General features: G+C 65.1%; 16 protein-coding genes. 3 read left to right on the top strand and 13 right to left on the bottom strand.

Annotated elements, in window-relative coordinates; translation table 11 throughout:
- Nucleotides 1–10: 10 nt before the first annotated feature.
- From AC3WTO_RS24595 to AC3WTO_RS24560, 8 genes are all read right to left on the bottom strand, one after another.
- Nucleotides 11–1330 (bottom strand): NtaA/DmoA family FMN-dependent monooxygenase, encoded by a 1320-nt coding sequence (locus tag AC3WTO_RS24595; protein WP_492463632.1) that lies wholly within the window; start codon nucleotides 1328–1330, stop codon nucleotides 11–13.
- A gap of 1 nt (nucleotide 1331) precedes the next feature.
- A complete protein-coding gene (locus AC3WTO_RS24590; protein WP_492463633.1) occupies nucleotides 1332–2408 on the bottom strand; it encodes an LLM class flavin-dependent oxidoreductase in 1077 nt (358 codons plus the stop codon).
- A gap of 88 nt (nucleotides 2409–2496) precedes the next feature.
- Nucleotides 2497–3261: an amino acid ABC transporter ATP-binding protein gene (locus AC3WTO_RS24585; protein WP_492463634.1), complete on the bottom strand. Its 765-nt coding sequence runs from the start codon at nucleotides 3259–3261 to the stop codon at nucleotides 2497–2499.
- A 2-nt stretch (nucleotides 3262–3263) separates the two neighbouring features.
- Nucleotides 3264–4199, bottom strand: a complete 936-nt coding sequence (locus tag AC3WTO_RS24580; protein WP_492463635.1) for an amino acid ABC transporter permease — start codon at nucleotides 4197–4199, stop codon at nucleotides 3264–3266.
- 84 nt (nucleotides 4200–4283) lie between these two features.
- Complete coding sequence (locus AC3WTO_RS24575) at nucleotides 4284–5639, bottom strand: LLM class flavin-dependent oxidoreductase (protein WP_492463636.1); 1356 nt, start codon at nucleotides 5637–5639, stop codon at nucleotides 4284–4286.
- A 48-nt stretch (nucleotides 5640–5687) separates the two neighbouring features.
- On the bottom strand, nucleotides 5688–6182 hold the full coding sequence (locus tag AC3WTO_RS24570; protein ID WP_492463637.1) for a flavin reductase family protein: 495 nt from the start codon (nucleotides 6180–6182) through the stop codon (nucleotides 5688–5690).
- 259 nt (nucleotides 6183–6441) lie between these two features.
- Nucleotides 6442–7005 (bottom strand): NAD(P)H-dependent oxidoreductase, encoded by a 564-nt coding sequence (locus tag AC3WTO_RS24565; RefSeq protein WP_492463638.1) that lies wholly within the window; start codon nucleotides 7003–7005, stop codon nucleotides 6442–6444.
- A 485-nt stretch (nucleotides 7006–7490) separates the two neighbouring features.
- Entirely contained in the window at nucleotides 7491–8411 is a 921-nt protein-coding gene (locus tag AC3WTO_RS24560; protein WP_492463639.1) for a LysR family transcriptional regulator, read from the bottom strand.
- A 455-nt stretch (nucleotides 8412–8866) separates the two neighbouring features.
- On the opposite strand from AC3WTO_RS24560, the gene AC3WTO_RS24555 reads away from it, so the two are divergent.
- On the top strand, nucleotides 8867–9733 hold the full coding sequence (locus tag AC3WTO_RS24555) for a transporter substrate-binding domain-containing protein (RefSeq protein ID WP_492463640.1): 867 nt from the start codon (nucleotides 8867–8869) through the stop codon (nucleotides 9731–9733).
- Between the two features lie 135 nt (nucleotides 9734–9868).
- Here the strand turns inward: AC3WTO_RS24555 and AC3WTO_RS24550 are convergent, their stop codons facing one another.
- Complete coding sequence (locus AC3WTO_RS24550) at nucleotides 9869–10768, bottom strand: DMT family transporter (protein WP_492463641.1); 900 nt, start codon at nucleotides 10766–10768, stop codon at nucleotides 9869–9871.
- 102 nt (nucleotides 10769–10870) lie between these two features.
- Here AC3WTO_RS24550 and AC3WTO_RS24545 point away from each other — a divergent pair, with 102 nt between their 5' ends.
- Nucleotides 10871–12175, top strand: a complete 1305-nt coding sequence (locus AC3WTO_RS24545; RefSeq protein ID WP_492463642.1) for an aminotransferase-like domain-containing protein — start codon at nucleotides 10871–10873, stop codon at nucleotides 12173–12175.
- Nucleotides 12176–12249: 74 nt separating this feature from the next.
- Here AC3WTO_RS24545 and AC3WTO_RS24540 read toward each other — a convergent pair whose 3' ends face one another.
- From AC3WTO_RS24540 to AC3WTO_RS24530, 3 genes are read right to left on the bottom strand one after another with little or no spacing between them, the layout of a single operon-like run.
- Nucleotides 12250–13095 carry an ABC transporter ATP-binding protein gene (locus AC3WTO_RS24540; protein WP_492463644.1) on the bottom strand — a complete coding sequence of 282 codons (846 nt, stop codon included), beginning with the start codon at nucleotides 13093–13095 and terminating at the stop codon, nucleotides 12250–12252.
- Entirely contained in the window at nucleotides 13092–13877 is a 786-nt protein-coding gene (locus AC3WTO_RS24535; protein ID WP_492463645.1) for an ABC transporter permease, read from the bottom strand. The genes AC3WTO_RS24540 and AC3WTO_RS24535 overlap by 4 nt, the downstream gene beginning before the upstream one ends.
- Nucleotides 13878–13882: 5 nt before the next feature.
- The gene (locus AC3WTO_RS24530; protein ID WP_492463646.1) at nucleotides 13883–15295 is read right to left on the bottom strand and encodes an ABC transporter substrate-binding protein; all 1413 of its coding nucleotides are present in this window, start codon (nucleotides 15293–15295) and stop codon (nucleotides 13883–13885) included.
- Between the two features lie 280 nt (nucleotides 15296–15575).
- Between AC3WTO_RS24530 and AC3WTO_RS24525 the strand changes: the two genes are divergently transcribed.
- Entirely contained in the window at nucleotides 15576–16379 is an 804-nt protein-coding gene (locus tag AC3WTO_RS24525) for a Crp/Fnr family transcriptional regulator (protein ID WP_492463647.1), read from the top strand.
- 68 nt (nucleotides 16380–16447) lie between these two features.
- Here the strand turns inward: AC3WTO_RS24525 and AC3WTO_RS24520 are convergent, their stop codons facing one another.
- The gene (locus AC3WTO_RS24520) at nucleotides 16448–17404 is read right to left on the bottom strand and encodes a HEAT repeat domain-containing protein (RefSeq protein ID WP_492463648.1); all 957 of its coding nucleotides are present in this window, start codon (nucleotides 17402–17404) and stop codon (nucleotides 16448–16450) included.
- Nucleotide 17405: the final 1 nt, after the last annotated feature.

Here is a 17405-nt window from a genome sequence, read left to right as displayed (position 1 = left end):
CTGTTTCCGTCTACGATGCAGGCCGCGACAGGCCGAGATGGTCGCGCAGCGTTGCGCCTTCATAGTCCTGGCGGAAGGCGCCGCGTTTCTGCAGCACCGGCACCACCTCCTCGATGAAGGTCTTCAGCTCGCCCGGAATGTGCGATGGCGCCAGCACGAAACCGTCGCAGCCGCCGCCGTCGACGAAGCCCTGCATGAAGTCGGCGACCTGCTCCGGCGTGCCGACGATGTATTGATGGCCGAGGCTGCGCATATAGCGCCTGCAATAGGTGGCCATGCTTTCCTGTCCGCGGATCGCCTTCAGATAGTGCGGCACCTGGGTGCGGCCGTTGGTGTAGCCGTCGCTGGCCATGATCGTCTCGATCGGGAACGGATCGTCGAGCGAATGCTGCGAGAAGTCGAGGTGGAACTGCTCGCGCAGCAGGTTGAGCATGGCGCGCGGATGCACCAGGCTGTCGAAATAGGCCTCCTTGCGGCGCGCTTCCTCTTCGGTCGAGCCGACGATCGGCACGAAGCCCGGAAAGATCTTGATGCCGTCGGGATCACGGCCCTTGTCGGCAACCTTCTGCTTGAGCGCGGTGCGGTAATCGCGCGCCAGTTCCAGGCTCTTGGCGGAGGCAAACACGGCTTCGGCGAAGGAAGCGGCGAAGTCGAGACCCCATTCCGACATGCCGGCCTGGATGAACACCGGATGGCCCTGCGGCGAACGCGGCACACCAAGCGCATCCTGCACGCGCACGAACTCGCCATTGTGGGCAACGGGCCGTACCTTGTCCGGGTCGTAGAAACGCCCGCCGGCCTGGTCGAAGATCAGCGCGTCGTCGCGCCAGCTATCGAACAGCGCCTTGATCGCCGCGATGGTGTCGGCAGCCTTGCGGTAGCGCAGCTCCTTGTCGGGATGCAGCGTGGCGCCGAAATTGCGTGCCACGCGGGGGTCGGAGGTGACGACGTTCCAGGCAAGCCGGCCCTTGCTCAGATGGTCGAGCGTGGCGAACTTGCGCGCCAGCACCTCCGGCTCGTGGTAGGTCGTCGAATAAGTGGCGGCGAGCCCGATCTTCTCGGTGACCGAAGACAGCGCCGCGATGATGATCGACGGGTCCATCGAGTTGATCGACACTTCGCCGAAATAGCGGCCGCCGCTTTCGCGCGTGAACATCACGTCCTCGATGAACACCATGTCGAGCTTGCCGGACTCCGCCAGCCTGCCGACATCGCGCAGATAGTCGACGGTGAGGAAATCCTGCGTGCGCGAGTCCGGGTGGCGCCAGGCGGCGAGGTTGTGACCGAGATTCTGCAGCCAGAGCAGGATGTGCATCTTCCGCGTTGCCATGTCAGCTCCTCCGTCCCGCGGGGCGGGGCAGTCCCAGCCTGTCGCGCAATGTCGTGTTGGTGACCGGCTTGCGCGGCAGGGCCGCGAGAGGCGCCAGCCCGGTCGGCAGCACCGACGGCATCAGGTTGAAGCCGTCGCAGTCGAAGGTCTCCAGATAGGTGGCGAGACCGTTTGCCGTGCCGACGAAATGCTCAACGCCGCTGATCGGTGATCCCAGCCCGTCGAGCTGCCGGGCCAGTGCCCGTGCCTCGTCATCGGTCTCGGCCAGCGTGGTGGCGAGATTGGCGAGCACCTTGAGATGACTGCGACCACCGGCGGCGGCCACCTGCTTCAGCGCGGCACCGCGCGCCGAAATCTCCTCGCGGCCGCCGGACAAAAGCACGACATCGGCCTTGGTCACGGCGGTGGCCTCGTCGGCACGCGTCCGCGGCGACATCATCACCACCGGATGGCCCTGAGGCGGGCGCGGCGCGTTCATCGAGGTGTTGATGGAAAAATGCGGGCCCTTGTGGTCGATGACATGCACCTTGCCGGGATGCGCGAAGATCGACTCTTCCTTGTCCAGCGCCAGTGCCGCGTCTTCCCAACTGTCGAACAGCTCCAGCACCACGTCGGCGAACTCCGCCGAGCGGGCATCGTGGAAGGTGCTGTCGGTGCCGTCGAGGCGGTTGAAATTGGGGCGGTCGGCCTCGTCGAGCCCCGGCACCAGCAGCCAGCCGGAACGGCCTTTCGACAGATGGTCGAAGGCGGTGAACTGGCGCGCGATGTTGAAGGGTTCGTTGTAGACGGCCGAAACCGGCGCGACCAAACCGATCGTCTCGGTCACGCCGGCAAGCGATGCGGCGACGGACAGCGCCTCGAAATGCACCGCCTCCTGTCGGTCGGGCGCCGGCGTCGCCGTCGGGCGCGGCGGATATTCGACGATGAGCAGATCGAAGCCGGCCGCGTCGGCCTGCCTGGCCAGGTCGCGTGTGAAATCGGGTGCGACGGCGCGCTCCGGCGTGGCGCCGGGCAGCCGCCACGCGCCGGGGTGGTGGCCCTGTCCGTTCAGCGACAGACTAAACAGCTTCTGGTGCATCGTGGTGGTTCCGTTTGTTGTCACGGGGCAGGGGGCGGAATGCCTTCAGGCGCGCCGTCACCTCGGGCCGCTCAGGGTTGCGGTGCGCTCAGTTGCGCCGTCGCACGAAGGCTTCCGCGCGCGCCGAGCTCGGCCGGTCGAGCACGTCGGCGGCCGGCCCGCATTCGATGATCTGGCCGTCGGCCATGATGGCGATGCGGTCGGCGACCTCGCGCGCGAAGTTCAGCTCATGGGTGACGATCACCATGGTCATGCCGGACCGGGCGAGGTTGCGGATGGCGTCGAGCACTTCGCCGACCCATTCCGGATCGAGCGCGCTGGTCGGCTCGTCGAACAGCAGAATGTCCGGCTCCATGGCCATTGCACGCGCGATCGCCACGCGCTGCTGCTGGCCGCCCGACAGCTGGCTCGGATATTTGTGCGCGTGGCGGGTGAGACCCACCGATGCCAAAAGGTCCCGCGCACGCTTCTCGGCGGCGGCGCGGTTCTGCCCCAGCACCTTGACCGGGCCCTCTGTGACATTCTGCAGCGCGGTCAGGTGCAGGAAGAGATTATACTGCTGGAACACCATGCCGATGCGGCGGCGCTGGCCGGCCATGTGCCGCTCGCTCGCTTCCACCAGCTCGCCATTCGCCCGCCTGGCATAGCCGACCGGGTCGTCATGCACGGTTATGAAGCCGGCTTCGAAGGTCTCGAGCTGGTTGATACAGCGCAGCATCGTGCTCTTGCCGCCACCGGAAGGGCCGAGGATGCAGACGACTTCGCCGGGCGCGACGTCGAGCGAAACGCCGCGCAGCACCTCGACGCCCTTGAAGGATTTGCGCAGTCCGTGAATGCGGATGGCCGGTTCCATGCTCAAACCTCCGTGTCGGCGGCGGGAGCGCCCGCGCCATTGCGTTCGGAGCGGCTCAGCCGCTTTTCGAGATAGTGCTGGCCGACGCTGGTGATGGAGATGATGACCATGTACCAGGCCGAGGCGACGAGCAGCAGCGCGATGACCTCGTAATTGACGGCGTAGAGGTTCTGCGCCGCGGTCAGGAGGTCACCGCCGCCGATCACCGACACCAGCGCGCTTGCCTTCAGCACCATGATGAACTGGTTGCCGATCGGCGGGATGATGACGCGCAGCGCCTGCGGCAGCACGATGCGGCGCAGCGCCTCGCCGCGTGTCATGCCGATGGTCAATGCCGCTTCCGTCTGACCCTGTGGCACCGAAAGGATGCCGGAGCGCACGATCTCGGCCATGTAGGCGGCCTCGTGCATGGCCAGTGCCAGGATCGCGGCGGTGAAGGGCGTGATGACGTGGTTGGTGTTCCAGCCGACATAGAGCGAGGTGCCGGGGATGCCGATGCCGAGTTCGGGAAACAGCAGCGCCAGGTTGAACCACAGCACGATCTGCACCAGCAGCGGCAGGGCGCGGAACAGCCAGATGTAGAAAGCGGCGAAGGTCGACAGCACCGGGTTGCGCGATTGTCCCATCGCTGCCAGCACCACGCCGGTGACGAAGGCCAGCAGCACCGCCAGCATGGTCAGCTGCAGCGTCGAGACCACCCCCTTCAGGATCAGCGGGTGGAACAGATAGGTCCCGACAACGTCCCAATGCATGTTCTTGTTGACCGCCACCGTCCAGACGAAGGCGGCCAGCAGCGCCAGCAGCACGATACTGGCGGCGATCTGGCCGAGGCGCGGGCGCCGTGCGGCGGTGACGACGCCATTCTGGTCGAGCGGTGGCAGATAGGCCGGCACGCCGTCGGCGCCGCGCATCGGTTTGATCGGTATCACTGCGCTCATGTTCTCCTCCTCCACGCGCGCACCCCTATCGGTCCGATCGTCTTCGCGGCGATCGAAACCGGGTGGGGTCGATGTTCATTGTCGTTATTGTCCGGCCAGCCGCGCCGCGTTCCGGTCGGATGCCGGATGCTGCGGCGATGCCAGGCCGAGATGGTCGCGGAAGGTCGAGCCTTCATAGTCCTTGCGGAAGATGCCGCGCCGCTGCAGTTCGGGCACGACGAGCTGGCCGAAATCATGGGCGTTGCCAGGCAAATAGTGCGGGAACAGCGTGAAGCCGTCGCAGGCGCGCTCCTTCAGCCAGGTCTCCATGGTGTCGGCGACCTGCTCGACGGCGCCGATGCAGGTGATGTGGCCGTAGCAGGAGGTGATCTGGTCACCGAGCTCGCGCGCCGTCATGCGGCGGCCGTCGATCTCGAAGGTGACGCGGCGGCGCAGGCGGGCCGCGCCTTCCTCGGCGGTTGTCGGGATCGGCTTGTCGAGGTCCCATTCCAGCGCGCCGACGCCGCCGAGATAGCGGTCGATGCTCTGCAGCTTGAAGCTGTCGGGCGTCGCGGCCTGCGCGTCGGCATATTTGCGGCGCGCCTCTTCCTCGGTGCCGCCGGCAACGACGAACAGGCCGGGCATGATCGCCACTTCGTCCGGGCCGCGGCCATATTTCACCATGCGCTCGCGGATGTTGACCGAGAAGGCCTTGCCGCGTTCGAGCGAGCCGGGGGCGCAGAACATGACGTCGGCGGTGCGCGCAGCGAGCTCGAAGCCGGCTTCGGACGAACCGGCCTGCGAGATCACCGGCCGGCCCTGTGGCGGCCTTGGCACGTTGAGTGCGCCGCGCACCTTGAAATGTTTGCCGTGGTGGTCGACGGGATGCACTTTCGACGGGTCGAAATAGCGCGTGGAAGCCTTGTCGCGCAGGAAGGCGTCCCCCTCCCAGCTGTTCCACAGGTCGAAGACGAGGTCGACGAATTCGCTGGCGCGGTCGTAGCGGAAATTGGGGTCGAGCTGCGCGTCGAGGCCGAAGGCGGCAGCCTCCGATTCCCCTTGCGAGGTGACGACGTTCCAGCCGATGCGGCCCTTCGACAGATGGTCGAGGCTGCCGATCATGCGCGCGATGTGGAAGGGCTGGTGGTAGGTCGTCGAAGCGGTGGCGACGAGGCCGATCTTCTCGGTCACCGCCGACAGCGCGCCGAGCATGGTCAGCGGTTCGTAGACGACGGCATTGCCCATGTGGCCGGCGGCTTCGAGGCCGCGATTGCGGTCGTTGACGGCGACGATGTCGGCCAGGAAGACGGCATCGAACCTGGCGCGCTCGGCCATCTGCGCGAGGTCGCGGTAGAAGGCGAAGTCGAACTCGCTTTCCGAACGCGCCTTCTCGTAGAGCCAGGCATATTCGGTGGTGTTCATGAAGAGCGCCAGCTTGAGCTGGCGCGGCGCGGCGGTCATCGGTCGTCCTCCCGTCTCGGTCCTGTCAGCCGGCTTGTGCCGCCGGCTTCACATCGAATTCACGTAGCGTCCCTTGAAGAAGATCAGCGGCTCGTGATCCTCGTCGGCGTTGATCGAGGCCATCTCGCGGACCTGACCGATGACGATGGTGTGGTCGCCGGCCGGGTATTCCTCGAACAGCGTGCAATCGAGCCAGGTCAGCGAGCCGGCGATGATCGGGTTGCCGAAGCCGCTATGGGCCCAGTCGACGCCGCTCCATTTGTCGGTGCCGGAGCGGGCGAAGGCGTTCGAAACCTCGCGCTGCCGCGCCGACAGGATGTTGACGGAGAAGGCGCCGCTGGCGCGGATCTTCGGCCAGCTGCTGGAGGTGCGCATGACGCTGAACGACACCAGCGGCGGTTCCAGCGAGACGCTGTAGAAGGACTGGCAGGTGAAGCCGACGGGCTGGCCGTCGGCGACACCGGCGATCACCGTGATGCCCGACGCATAATGGCCGAGCGCCTGGCGAAACAGATGCGGTTCGGGCGCGGTCATAGCCTGCATTTCTCACACTCCATGTGGCCTGCGTTGCCCTTTGGGCGAGGCGGATACGGCGTCGAGGGGCGAGAAGCGTATAAGGACATACGGTTGAGCCGCTCGACGCCGTAGGCGCCCGCCCAAAGGCAACCCGAAGGGCCGGTTGAAGAAGCCGACAGTGTGCGTCACCGCACTTGCGCGATGCCCCGCATCGCGTCTGCGCGCGGCTCCTGCCCTGTCGGCTTCTTGAACCGGCGCAGGCCGCATCGAATGTGAGAAATGCAGGCTAGCGACCATCGACGGCATTTCCAGCATGCTTGCCTCCCCAGGGCGCCTTGAGCAGCGCGAGCTGCGATCGCTGCCTGGCGATCGCGGCGTTGACGGCTGCCTCGAGGTCTTCGGTTTCGTTGACGATGAAATAGACGCCGCCGGTCGGCACGGTCGCGCCGAGCTCCCTGAGCAGCGGGGCGAGATGGAAATCGACGGCCAGCGAATGTGCCGCACTTGCCCCGGTCATCAGCGGGATGGCGATCACGCCTTGCAGCGCATTGGGCCGCATCTGGTCGAAGAACAGCTTGGTGAGCCCGGTATAGCTCGCCTTGTAAGTCGGCGAGGCGACCACCAGCAGGTCGCTGCGGCTCAGCCGTTCGTAGAAGGGCGCCAGCAATTCGGCCCTGGGCGGCAACAGCGCTTCGGCCTGCTCGGCCAGGTCGATCACGACCTGATCGCGACCGGCCTGTTCGACCAGCCCGTCGGTGAACCGTTCGGCGAGCGTGCGGGTGCGCGACATCGGCTTGGGATTGCCGATGACTAGCGAGACCCTGGGTGCCGTGGTTGGAAGAATATCCATGTCGCAAAGCCGAAAGCGTTGGCCGGTCAGTGCGCACCGTGCGCACCCGTCAGCCGTGATCTGGTCTTACGAGTATTTCCAAAAGAGATTTATTGCAAGAATGATTGTGGAAAAAAAAGAATGAATTGATTGTGCTTGGATGTGGGGTGGTCTGGACCGTGGTGCGGGTGTTTGTGTTCCGGAATGGATCCCCGACACTCTGCGGTCGCTACGCTCCCTGCGAGGTCGAGGATGACGGGCTTCATTTGGCGTCAGCGCAGATTGTCACCGTTGGCATCAGCTTCAACGCTGACAGGAACATCGGCGTCGTCATCAACGTCGGTGATTGACCGAGGCGCCCACCACCGCCGTCATCCTCGACCTCGAAGTGACCGAAGGGAGCGGAGAGTGTCGGGGATCCATTCCGGAACGCGGACACAGGCACCTCGGTCCAGACCGAGCGGGCGGTCGTGCTGCCGGATTGTGCATGGAGATGTAGGCGGCGGTCAGCTCGGCTCGACCGCAACGTCCCGCGGCTGGTAGGCCTTGGAGAAATCGCAGGTCTGCTTGAGCAGCGTGACGACGGACGCCAGGATCGGGCTGGAATCGGAGGCCGGGAAGACCGCGAGATATTGCAGGTCCGGCACCGGCTCGACCGTGTCGATGCGGGCGAGCGCAGCGCCGGCGAAGCCGTGGTCGAAGACGAAGGTTGGCATGGCGGCGACGCCGAGACCGCCGACCGTCAGGCTGACCAGCGACAGGAAGTCGGGAACGGCGATGATCCTGGTGGTGGCAAGCCCGGCCGAGCGCAGCGTCGTGCCGACCAGCATCTCGGACGCCGAGTCGGGGCGCAGCAGGATCGCATGTTCGGCGAGGTCCTTGAGGTGATGCTTCCTGCCCGTTTCGACCAGGCCGGGCGCGCAGCCCCAGCACCATTGCGAGGAACCGACCGGAACCGCCTGGAAACGCGGATCGGTGAGCCCGTCGGGAAGCACGGCGAGATCGAGCTGGCTCTCGGCCAGCTTCTGGGCAAGCGTGGTTGCCGAATCCACCACAATCTCCAGCGAGACCTTTGGGAAGGCTTGGTGCAGGCTGCCGACGAAACGGCCGAGCCAGGTTAGGGCGGAAGCCTCGGTCGCGCCGATGCGCAGCCGGCGCTCGATCAGGTCGGGCGCGCTGAAGCGCTCGGCAAAACGCGTGCGCTGTTCGAGCAGGCCGGCGGCAAGCTCCAGCATCTCGACGCCCTTCGGCGTCAGATGGGCGGCGCGGCGGCTGCGGTCGAACACCGAGACACCGAAGCTCGCCTCGAGTTCCTGGATGCGCTTGGAGATTGCCGACTGCGTCGTGTCGAGGTGCTGCGCGGCCGCTTCGAAGCTGCCGAGCGTGCCGATCCAGTACAAGGCTTCGAGCTGTTTAAACGTCACCATGAAAGCGCCCGCCGATCCGTCACAATCGTTTCATTCTTTTTTTTCAACAATGCACGTTGCAAACAATCACTTTTTGATGTTAGCAATGTGCCACTAGAGCATTTTGTAGCCAAGTGGGATCACCTGGCGTTACAAAAATGCCTCGAAAACAAAAACTTAGAGCGTTTCCGCGTTTCCGTGAAAAACGGAAACGCTCTATGCAAACGCATAAGCTATGGGGGCGCGGAATTCGATAGGTCCGCAAGGGTTGTCAACGTGATGGTGTGGCTCGAAAGGTCTCTGCATTGGAGGGCAGGGCTTCCGGACGCTTCATCGCAACGCCCCTCATTCGCTGCCTGCGTCTGAACGCATAGGCAATTCGGCAGATTATGGAAACGATTCCGACCCTCGTCGTGGCGGGGCGGCGGAGCTTTGCCGGGTTGTTGGGGTTTCATCGTCTACCTGGGAGGAAATTGATGAAGACTGCGAGCTGCCTGACCAAATTCATGAGGACGACCATGTTGTCGGCGGCGATCATCGCCGGCACCGCCGTCTGCGCCTTTGCCGAAAGCGCCAAGGATCTGCTGCCCGAGCCCTACAAGTCCAAGGGCGAGATCACGGTGGCGATGGTGCTCGACTATCCGCCCTATTCCTGGATCGACGAGGCCGGCAAGACCACCGGCCTGGAAGTCGACGTCTTCAATGCCGTGGCCGAAAAACTTGGGCTCAAGGCCAACATCGTCAATGCCAAGTGGGAAGGCCTGATCACCGGTGTCGGCGGCGGCCGCTTCGACGCCGGCGCCGGCGGCACCAGCGATCTGCTGGAGCGTCAGAAGCTGGTCACCTTCGCCGACTACGCGACCTCGTCCAACGCCATCATCATCCAGGCCGCGAACAAGGACAAATATCCCGACATCGACGCCCTGTGCGGCGGCAGCATCGGCGTTCTCAAGGGCACCGATACGGTGAAGGTCGGCGAATATGCGGTCAAGAACTGCGCCGACAAGGGCAAGCCGGCGCTGACCATCAGCTATTACAGCTCGGTGCCGGATGCCGATCTCGCGCTGAAGTCGGGCCGGGACGCCGCCGAGGTTGTCTCGACCGAACAGGCCGCCTTTATCCTCAGCAAAGGCCATCAGGACTGGATGATTCTGCAGGCCGGCGTCGGCGACAAGGTTCCGATGGGCCCCTACACCTCGGTCGACAAGCCGGAGCTGGCAAAGGCCTTCGTCGCGGCGCTCACCGAACTCAAGGCCGACGGCACGCTGGAGACCATCGCCAAGAAATACGGTCTCGAAGCCTCCCTGATGGACAAGCCCGAGATCAACGCCACCAAGAACTGATCATGGCCTGGGGCGTTTCCGTCTTTCACGGAAACCTGGAAACGCTCTCCCTGGCGACAAAATGCTCTACGGCCGGGCCTGCTTCTGGCAGGCCCGGCCGCCGGTTGGGCGCGCGGAGGCTCGCCGGGGCGGAAGTTATGTCGACGCTTTCCGGGCCATCCAGGCGCCGGCGACGACGAGCATGCCCGCGATGATCGTTGAAAGGAAAATCGTCTCCCCGAGCAGCAGGGCCGCAAGCACCACGCCGACAACAGGCTGCAGGAATTGCAGCGGTGCCACTTTGGCTGCACCTGCCCCGGCCAAGGCGCAGAACCATAACGCGTAGCCGATGATCGTCACCATCAGCACGAGGAAAAGAAGAGCAGTCAGTTCGGCCGGGCCGACACCCGACCAGTCGAACACGGCGGTCGACGGCAGTGCCAGCGGCGCAAAGGCCAAAGCGCCAATGCCGATTGACCAGGCCGTGGCCGGCCATTGGCCGATAAGGGCGGAACTGCGCCCGCCAAAGACATAGCCCGCGCTGGCGAACATCACCGACAGCAGCACAAGGCCATCGCCCCACAGCGTCGCCGGCGTTCCCGTGACATTTGCCGAGCCGCGTGCCGCCATGAGCAGCCCGATGCCGGCGAGCGATATCATGCCGCCAAGCCACCAAAGTGGCTTTGGCCATCTGCCCGTCATCAGGAAGCTGAGCAGCCCGGTGAAGATTGGCGCGGCCGCCAGGATCACGGATGCGTGCGTGACCGAGGTCTTCAGCACCCCGGTGCTCAGCGTGAGCGGGTAGGCGACAAAGCCGAAAATTGCACCGGCGACAAGTTCAAGCCGTCCGGATCGTCCCGTAGGGAAACGATCGCGAAAGTGCAGAAGCAGCGGCAGCAGGATCACGCCACCGAGCACTGTGCGCAGACCGGCGATCAATTCGGCAGGGATGGATCGCCCGGCGATCGCGGTGGCAGCGGGCGACGCACCCCATATCGCCACCGCTGCGAGCGCGGCGAGCAAAGGTCTGACTGACTGTGAAGCAATGGTGTTCAAGCGGATCCCCCCACCAGCGCCGGGCCATTCACCGCGGCCCTGTTTTGCGCTATAGGACGCGGGATTGTCTGGCTCAAATCACACATTGTCTGGCATACAATATTGACCTGGCTTCCGACATTGGCGCCGAGCGGCCCGCGTTACAAAGCGCTGGCGGATGCGATCGAGGATGCGATCGAGACCGGGACACTGCGTGTCGGCGACCGCTTGCCGCCGCACCGCGACATCGCCTGGCGGCTTGGCCTCGACACGTCGACGATAACAAAGGCCTATCGCGAAGCATCGCGCCGCCATCTCATTCACGGCGAGGTCGGCCGCGGTACATTCGTGCTCGGCCGCAGTCGCGCCGCCGAGATGTTCACGTCCCGCAACGCGGACGACGCCGTCCTCGATCTGTCGTTGAACGTGCCGGCGACCATGCCGGGCGATGACTTCAAGGCAAGCATCATGCGAGCGCTCGACACGCCTGGTATCGACTGGCAGACCTACGCGTCGCAAGAACTGATCCACCGCCTTCGCCTGGCGGGTGTCAAATGGCTCGCGTCGCGGTCCATCCAGGCGCGCCCGGAAGACGTCGTGCCGGTCGCCGGCGGGCAGGCTGCGCTGGCTGCGATCCTGAACGTTCTCGACATCAGGTCTCTTGGCATTGAGGAGCAGACATATTCGGGCATCATCGCGTCGGCGCAGGGGCGCTCGCTGATTGCCGTCGATATGGAGATGGATCAGGCCGGCGTGCTGCCGAATGCGCTCGGCGATGCCAGGGTCGACGCGGCGATTTTGGTGCCGACGCTGCACAACCCGACCGGACGGATCTGGCCGGAAGCCCGGCGCAGCGAACTGTTGTCGGTCGCAGCCCGCACCGGAACCATCCTCATCGAAGACGATGCCTACGGCCCGCTTGCGGATGTTCAACCCCTCGCTGCCGCCAATTCGGACGCGTCGGTGCTGCTGATCTCGACCCTTTCCAAGTCGGTCGCAGCCGGGCTTCGCATCGGCTTCATCTGGGGCAGGGGGCCGCTGATCGAAAAACTGAATGCCGCCATCTATGCAACGAGCTGGTCGATCTCTCCGCTGATGATGGAGGTCGCCATCCAGTGGATCGAGAGCGGCGTCATCTGGCAGCGGATCGCATGGCAAAGACAGGAGATCGAGGCGCGGCATCGACTGGCCGTCACCATCTTTCCCAGGCTTCGGGGAAATCCCGTATCGCCGCACATCTTTCTTGAAACCAATGCTCCGGCAAGCCTGTTCGAACTCTCGGGCATACGCGTTGCCCCATCGTCGGCGTTCTCGAGACGGGCCGAAGCCAGCTCGGGTATTCGTGCAAGCCTGAGCGCCGCGCCCTCGCGAAGCGTCATCACCGCAGCCTTGAGCAAATGCGCCGACATTATCGACGGGTACAGATAGCGGCGACCGCCACCGCCCCGACCTCACGGGAGACGAAACAAGCCGCCGCTCGGCAGATGCGGCTCCTGGGATGCTCAAGACCTCGCGGCGCGGACTCCGAGCGGAGAAAGCCGGGTCAGCGTGTCCTGCCGCCGGTCACCATGCAGCAGGGCAAGGCAATGCTGTTTCAGCTGCATGAACGCGACCGAGGTTATGATGTCGGTCGAGCGCGGCCGCTCGAAAGGCACGCGGATCTCTTCATGGATGCGGCCGGGCTGTGCCTGCATGACGATGATGCGGTCGGCGAGCAGCAGCGCCTCATCGATGTCATGGGTGACGAAGACGATGGTCTTGCGGAACTGCTCCCAGATATCGAGCAGCAATTCCTGCATGCGCAGCCTGGTCAGCGCGTCGAGCGCCCCGAACGGCTCGTCCATCAGCAGCAGCTTCGGCTGGTTTATCAGCACGCGGGCAATCTCGACGCGCTGCTGCATGCCGCCCGAAAGCTGACCCGGATAGCGGTCGGCGCTGCCGGCCAGCCCGACAAGCTCCAGCATCCTGTCCGCTTCGAGCCGGCGCGGGCCGCGTTTCACGCCACGCATTTTCAGGCCGAAGGCGACATTGTCGCGGACGTTCTTCCACGGAAACAGCGTGTGCTGCTGGAAGACGATGCCGCGTTCCGGATGCGGGCCGTCGATGGTGCGGCCATCGACGGAAAGTGTGCCCGAGGCTGGTTTGATGTGGCCGGCCATGGCGCCGAGCAATGTCGACTTGCCGCAGCCGGACGGTCCGAGCAGGCAGACGAACTCGCCGGGGCGGACTTCGAAACTCGCCTCGCTCACCGCCTCGAAGGCGCCGGCGCCTTCGCCGAGCCGGATCGTGACGCGATCGGCGCGGATATGACCATTGGCTACGCCGACATCGCGCGAATGGGCGTTCATCGCGAACCTTCCTGTCTGTGCCATGGCAGTGCCGCCTTGCCCGCGGCGCGCAGCAGCAGGCTGCTGCCCAGGCCGAGCAGCCCGATCAGGATCATGCCGACGATGATCTCGGGATAGTTCTGCAAGGTGTAGGATTCCCAGGTGTAGTAGCCGATGCCGAACTGGCCGGAGATCATTTCCGCCGTCACCAGGCAGAACCAGCAGGTGCCCATGCCGATGACCAGGCCGGTGACAATGTTCGGCGCCGCCGCCGGCAGGATGACCTCGAACAGCATCGCCGCCCTGGTGCTGCCCAGACTGCGCGCCGAGGCGATCAGGCGCGGATCGACATGCTCGACGCCGTGGACCGTGTTGAGCACGATCGGAAACAGCGCGCCGGTGAAGGTTATGTAGATCATCGAGAGTTCCGAGGACGGGAACATCAGCACCGCCAGCGGGATCCAGGCGACCGCCGGGATCGGACGCAGGATCTCCAGCGGCGTCTGCAGGACGTCGCGCAGACGCCGCGACCGGCCGATGACGAGCCCCAGCGCGATGCCGATCAGCGCGGCGAGCACGAAACCTGCCAGCACCCGCTTCAGGCTGCTCGCCACATGCGTCGCGAAACGCGGCGATTGCAGGAAATCCAGGCCGGCTCGCGCCACGTCGACCGGCGATGGCACGTTCTGGAACGTCACGATGCCGAGATCGAGCTTGAACCGCGACGCCACCTGCCAGAACGCCAGGCAGATGGCGAGCGATGCGGCGCGGCGCAGCCAGCGCCCGGTGCTTGCGCGCTCCATGCCGGTCAGTTGCTGGCCACGACGGCCGCCTTGGCCGTCGCGAAATCCTGCACGCTGCCGCCATGCGCCTTGGCCCAGGCTTCCGCACGGTCCTTAAGCAGGAAGGCGTCGACCTCGCCATTGTCGCCGCGTACGAACCAGGCCTGCGCGCCCAGCAGCTTGATGCCGCTCTCGCGATCCTGGGCGTAGAAGACGCGCGCCGTCTTGCCTTCGCCTTCGACCGATTTCAGCGCCTTCAAGGCGTTCTGCGCGGAAGCGTAGTGGCGCACGAGCGGCTCACCCGCAACCCAGACCTCGGCCACGCGCTTCGGGTCGGTGATGGCTTCGCCGGTGGCGGCGTCCCTGGCGTCGAGCGGCAGCTGCGCATAGTTCCTGAGCGCCGCTTCATAATCCAGCCCCGACTGCTTGAAGGCCTCCTTGATGAAGCGGTCGTCGATGAAGCTGTTGACGTCATAGGTCTGGTCGGCCTTCTTCAACAGCACCAGCGTGTCGATCGCGGTGGCGACGGCCTGCCGGTATTCCGGTTTCCAGGTCAGGTCGCGCGTCTGCAGCCCGAGCGGTCCATGGAAGAGATAGTCCACCTCGGCATCGACGCCGGTGACCTTGGCGATCAGCTCGCTGTATTTTTCCGGCTCCTTGCCGATCAGCTGGTCGGCCTCGATCGCGGCGCGCAGATAGGCCACGACGATCTCGGGGTATCTGGCCGCATAGTCGGCATCGACCAGCGCGCCGTGGAAAGTCGGCGTCTTCGCCTGCGAGCCGTCATAGATCTTGCGGGCAATGCCGCGCCAGGGGAACAGCTCCGCGAACGGCACGAAATCGGCATGCGCCTCGATCTGGTTGGCCTTGAGGGCAGCGCCCGCGACTTCCGGCGCCTGGGTGATGATCGTGACGTCCTTCTCGAGGTCCCAGCCCTGTTCCTTCACCGCGCGCAACAGCATTCCGTGCGAGGTCGAGGCGAAAGGTACCGATATCGTCTTGCCCTTGAGCTCGGAGAAGGACTGGATCGGCGATTGCACCGGCACGACGATGCCGTTGCCGCTGCCGCCGACGCTGCCTTGCAGGGCGGTGATGAAGATGCTCTTGCGCCCTGCCTTGATGTGGGCGAGACCGTTGAACGAGCCTGGGAAGTCCGCCATCACGCCGAAATCCAGCTTGCCGGCGATCTGTTCGTTGGTGATCGGCGCGCCGCTGGTGAAGTTCTTCCACTGGATGTCGTAGCTGACGCCGGCGTATTTCCCGTCATGCGGAAGATATTTGTCGAGCAGCTTCAGTTCGCGGATCAGCAGTCCGCCGGTCGCCGTGTTGATGGTGGTGTCCTGTGTGCCGATCGCGATCCGGATCGTCTCGGCCTCGGCCGTCGAAACCAGCGCGGACGTGGCGAGCACCAGCGCGGCAAGATGTAAGCGCAATGTCATAGGCTGTACCCCCGATTGATGGCCGACGATGCGGCCGTTGTCGGGTCGGATTATTGGAGAGCGTCGTCGCCCGGCGAAGCAATTAGTTGCGCGGCACAGGCCGGCCATCCGGAGCCTGCGGCCGATTTCCGGGCCTTGCCGGAAGCTTCCTCGTGCCGGAACCACCCCTTGCGTCAGGTTCCATCTACGGGAGGCGGCAAAGCCGCAAATATATTTCTTCTAAGTCTATCGCATTTATCTAATTTGCTGGCGATCAAAGGCCACCCGCTGGAGCTGCCTCATGAGCCTCGACCTGCAAGTGACCACGCTTGGCGCCAAACGCGCCGCTTCGAGGCCGGCCGTTCCTCTACCGGATCCTGCGGTGCTGCCCGGTGATGGCTCGCTGTTCCTGAGCGACAGTGTCGAGGGTCTCAACGAGGGCGCGCACTTTCTCGACGCCTTGAAACCGGACGAGCTGGAGCGGCTTCGAGCCAATTGCCGGCAGTTGGCATTCGCCGCCGGCCAGCCGATCTTCACGCAGGGCGAGGAGCATGGCGGCATCTTCATCATCGACGGCGGCCGGGTCCGTGTCTTCTACACCGCCCCTTCCGGGCGCGAGATCACGCTGGCCTACTGGACCACGGGGCATTTCATCGGCGGGCCCGAACTGACCGGTGGCGGCGTCCACATCTGGTCCGGCGAAGCCTTGAGTGACTGCCGCATCCTGTTCCTGCCTGCCGCCGCCCTGCGCACGCTCATCGTCGAGATGCCAAACTTTGCCGTCTGCCTGCTGCAGGGGCTTGCGGCGAAGGGACGGTGCTACTCGGCCATGGCGCAGATGCTGGGCACACGCTCGGTCATCGAGCGGCTGGCGCAGTTCCTGTCCAACCTCGGCCAACTGCACGGCGTGCGCGACGGCCGCGCCATCATCATCAATGCCAAGGTGACGCATGACCAGATCGCGGCCATGGTCGGGTCGACGCGCCAGTGGGTGACGATGATGATGAAGCGTTTCCAGCGCGACGGGCTGGTGACGGTGACGCCACGCCACATCCGTATCGAACGCCCGCATCTGCTGCTCGAGATGGTTTCGAAGGGCGGTTGACTGTGAGGCGATAGGCGCGGCGTTGGCTGATCCTTCTCCCGCAGGGGGAGAAGGGGTTGCCGCATCTGTCAGCCGATCCGCGTCAGTGCCCAGCGCACGGTCTTGCGCACGTCGGGGTCGCCGTCGGAGACATGCTGCAGCAGGGCTTCACGCGCGGCCGGATGGGCGATCTCGCCGAGTGCCGCCGCTGCCTCCTTGCGCAGCAGCGCGATCTCGCTCGACAGTTGCTCGACGATCTGCGGCACCGCCGTCTGCGCTTTCAGCTTGCCGAGTGCGTTGAGGCATTTCTGCCTGACCTGCCAGAAATCTTCCGAAAGCCCGGCGAGCAGTCCGTCGAGGCTCGGCGCGAAGCCGAGATGGCCGAGCGTCTCCGCCGCGGTCGCCCGCACCTGCCAGTCGACATCCTTCAGGGCGGCGTTGACGGCTGCCGCCGCCGCGGGCTGGCTGGTGAAGGACAGCGAGCTGATGGCGGTCGCCCTGACGCCGGCATCGGCATCATGTGTCGCGGCGATGAGCGAAGGCAGGGTCTCGTCTAGCTTCAGATAGGCGACCACAGCGAGCGCCTGCATGCGCACGGCGGCCTCCGGGTCCTTGAGCGCGGCAAGTGCGGCACCGAGCGCGGCAGGCGAGCGCAGCGCTTTCAATCCGCGAAACGCCTCGGCCCGGACGAAGGCCGTCTCGTGATCCGTCAGCGGCAGGATGGCGACCGCAGCCGCCGGGTCCTTCAATTCGGCCAGGCTGTCGGCCGCCGCCTGCGCGACGGCCCGATCCTCGTCGGTCAGCAGGCGTGCAAGCCCCACCGCCGTTTCCGCGCCGTCGAAACCGGACAAGGCAAGCGCGATCTCCAGCCTCACGCCGGCATCTGCGTCGTCGGCGGCGGCGACGAGATGGGAAACCACCTCGGGCTCGGCCGTCTCGGCGAGGTCGATGACCGCCAGCCGCCGCACGGCGGGGTCCGCGTTGTGCAGCCGCTGCGCGATTTCAGCGACGTCTCCGAAATCCTCAAAGGGGTCGGGCTGGGTCATG

The organism is Mesorhizobium sp. EU05-FHT14A09, assembly GCF_058790995.1.
Note: the sequence above shows the minus strand (reverse complement) of the source record. Positions and strands in the feature narration are given on the sequence as shown.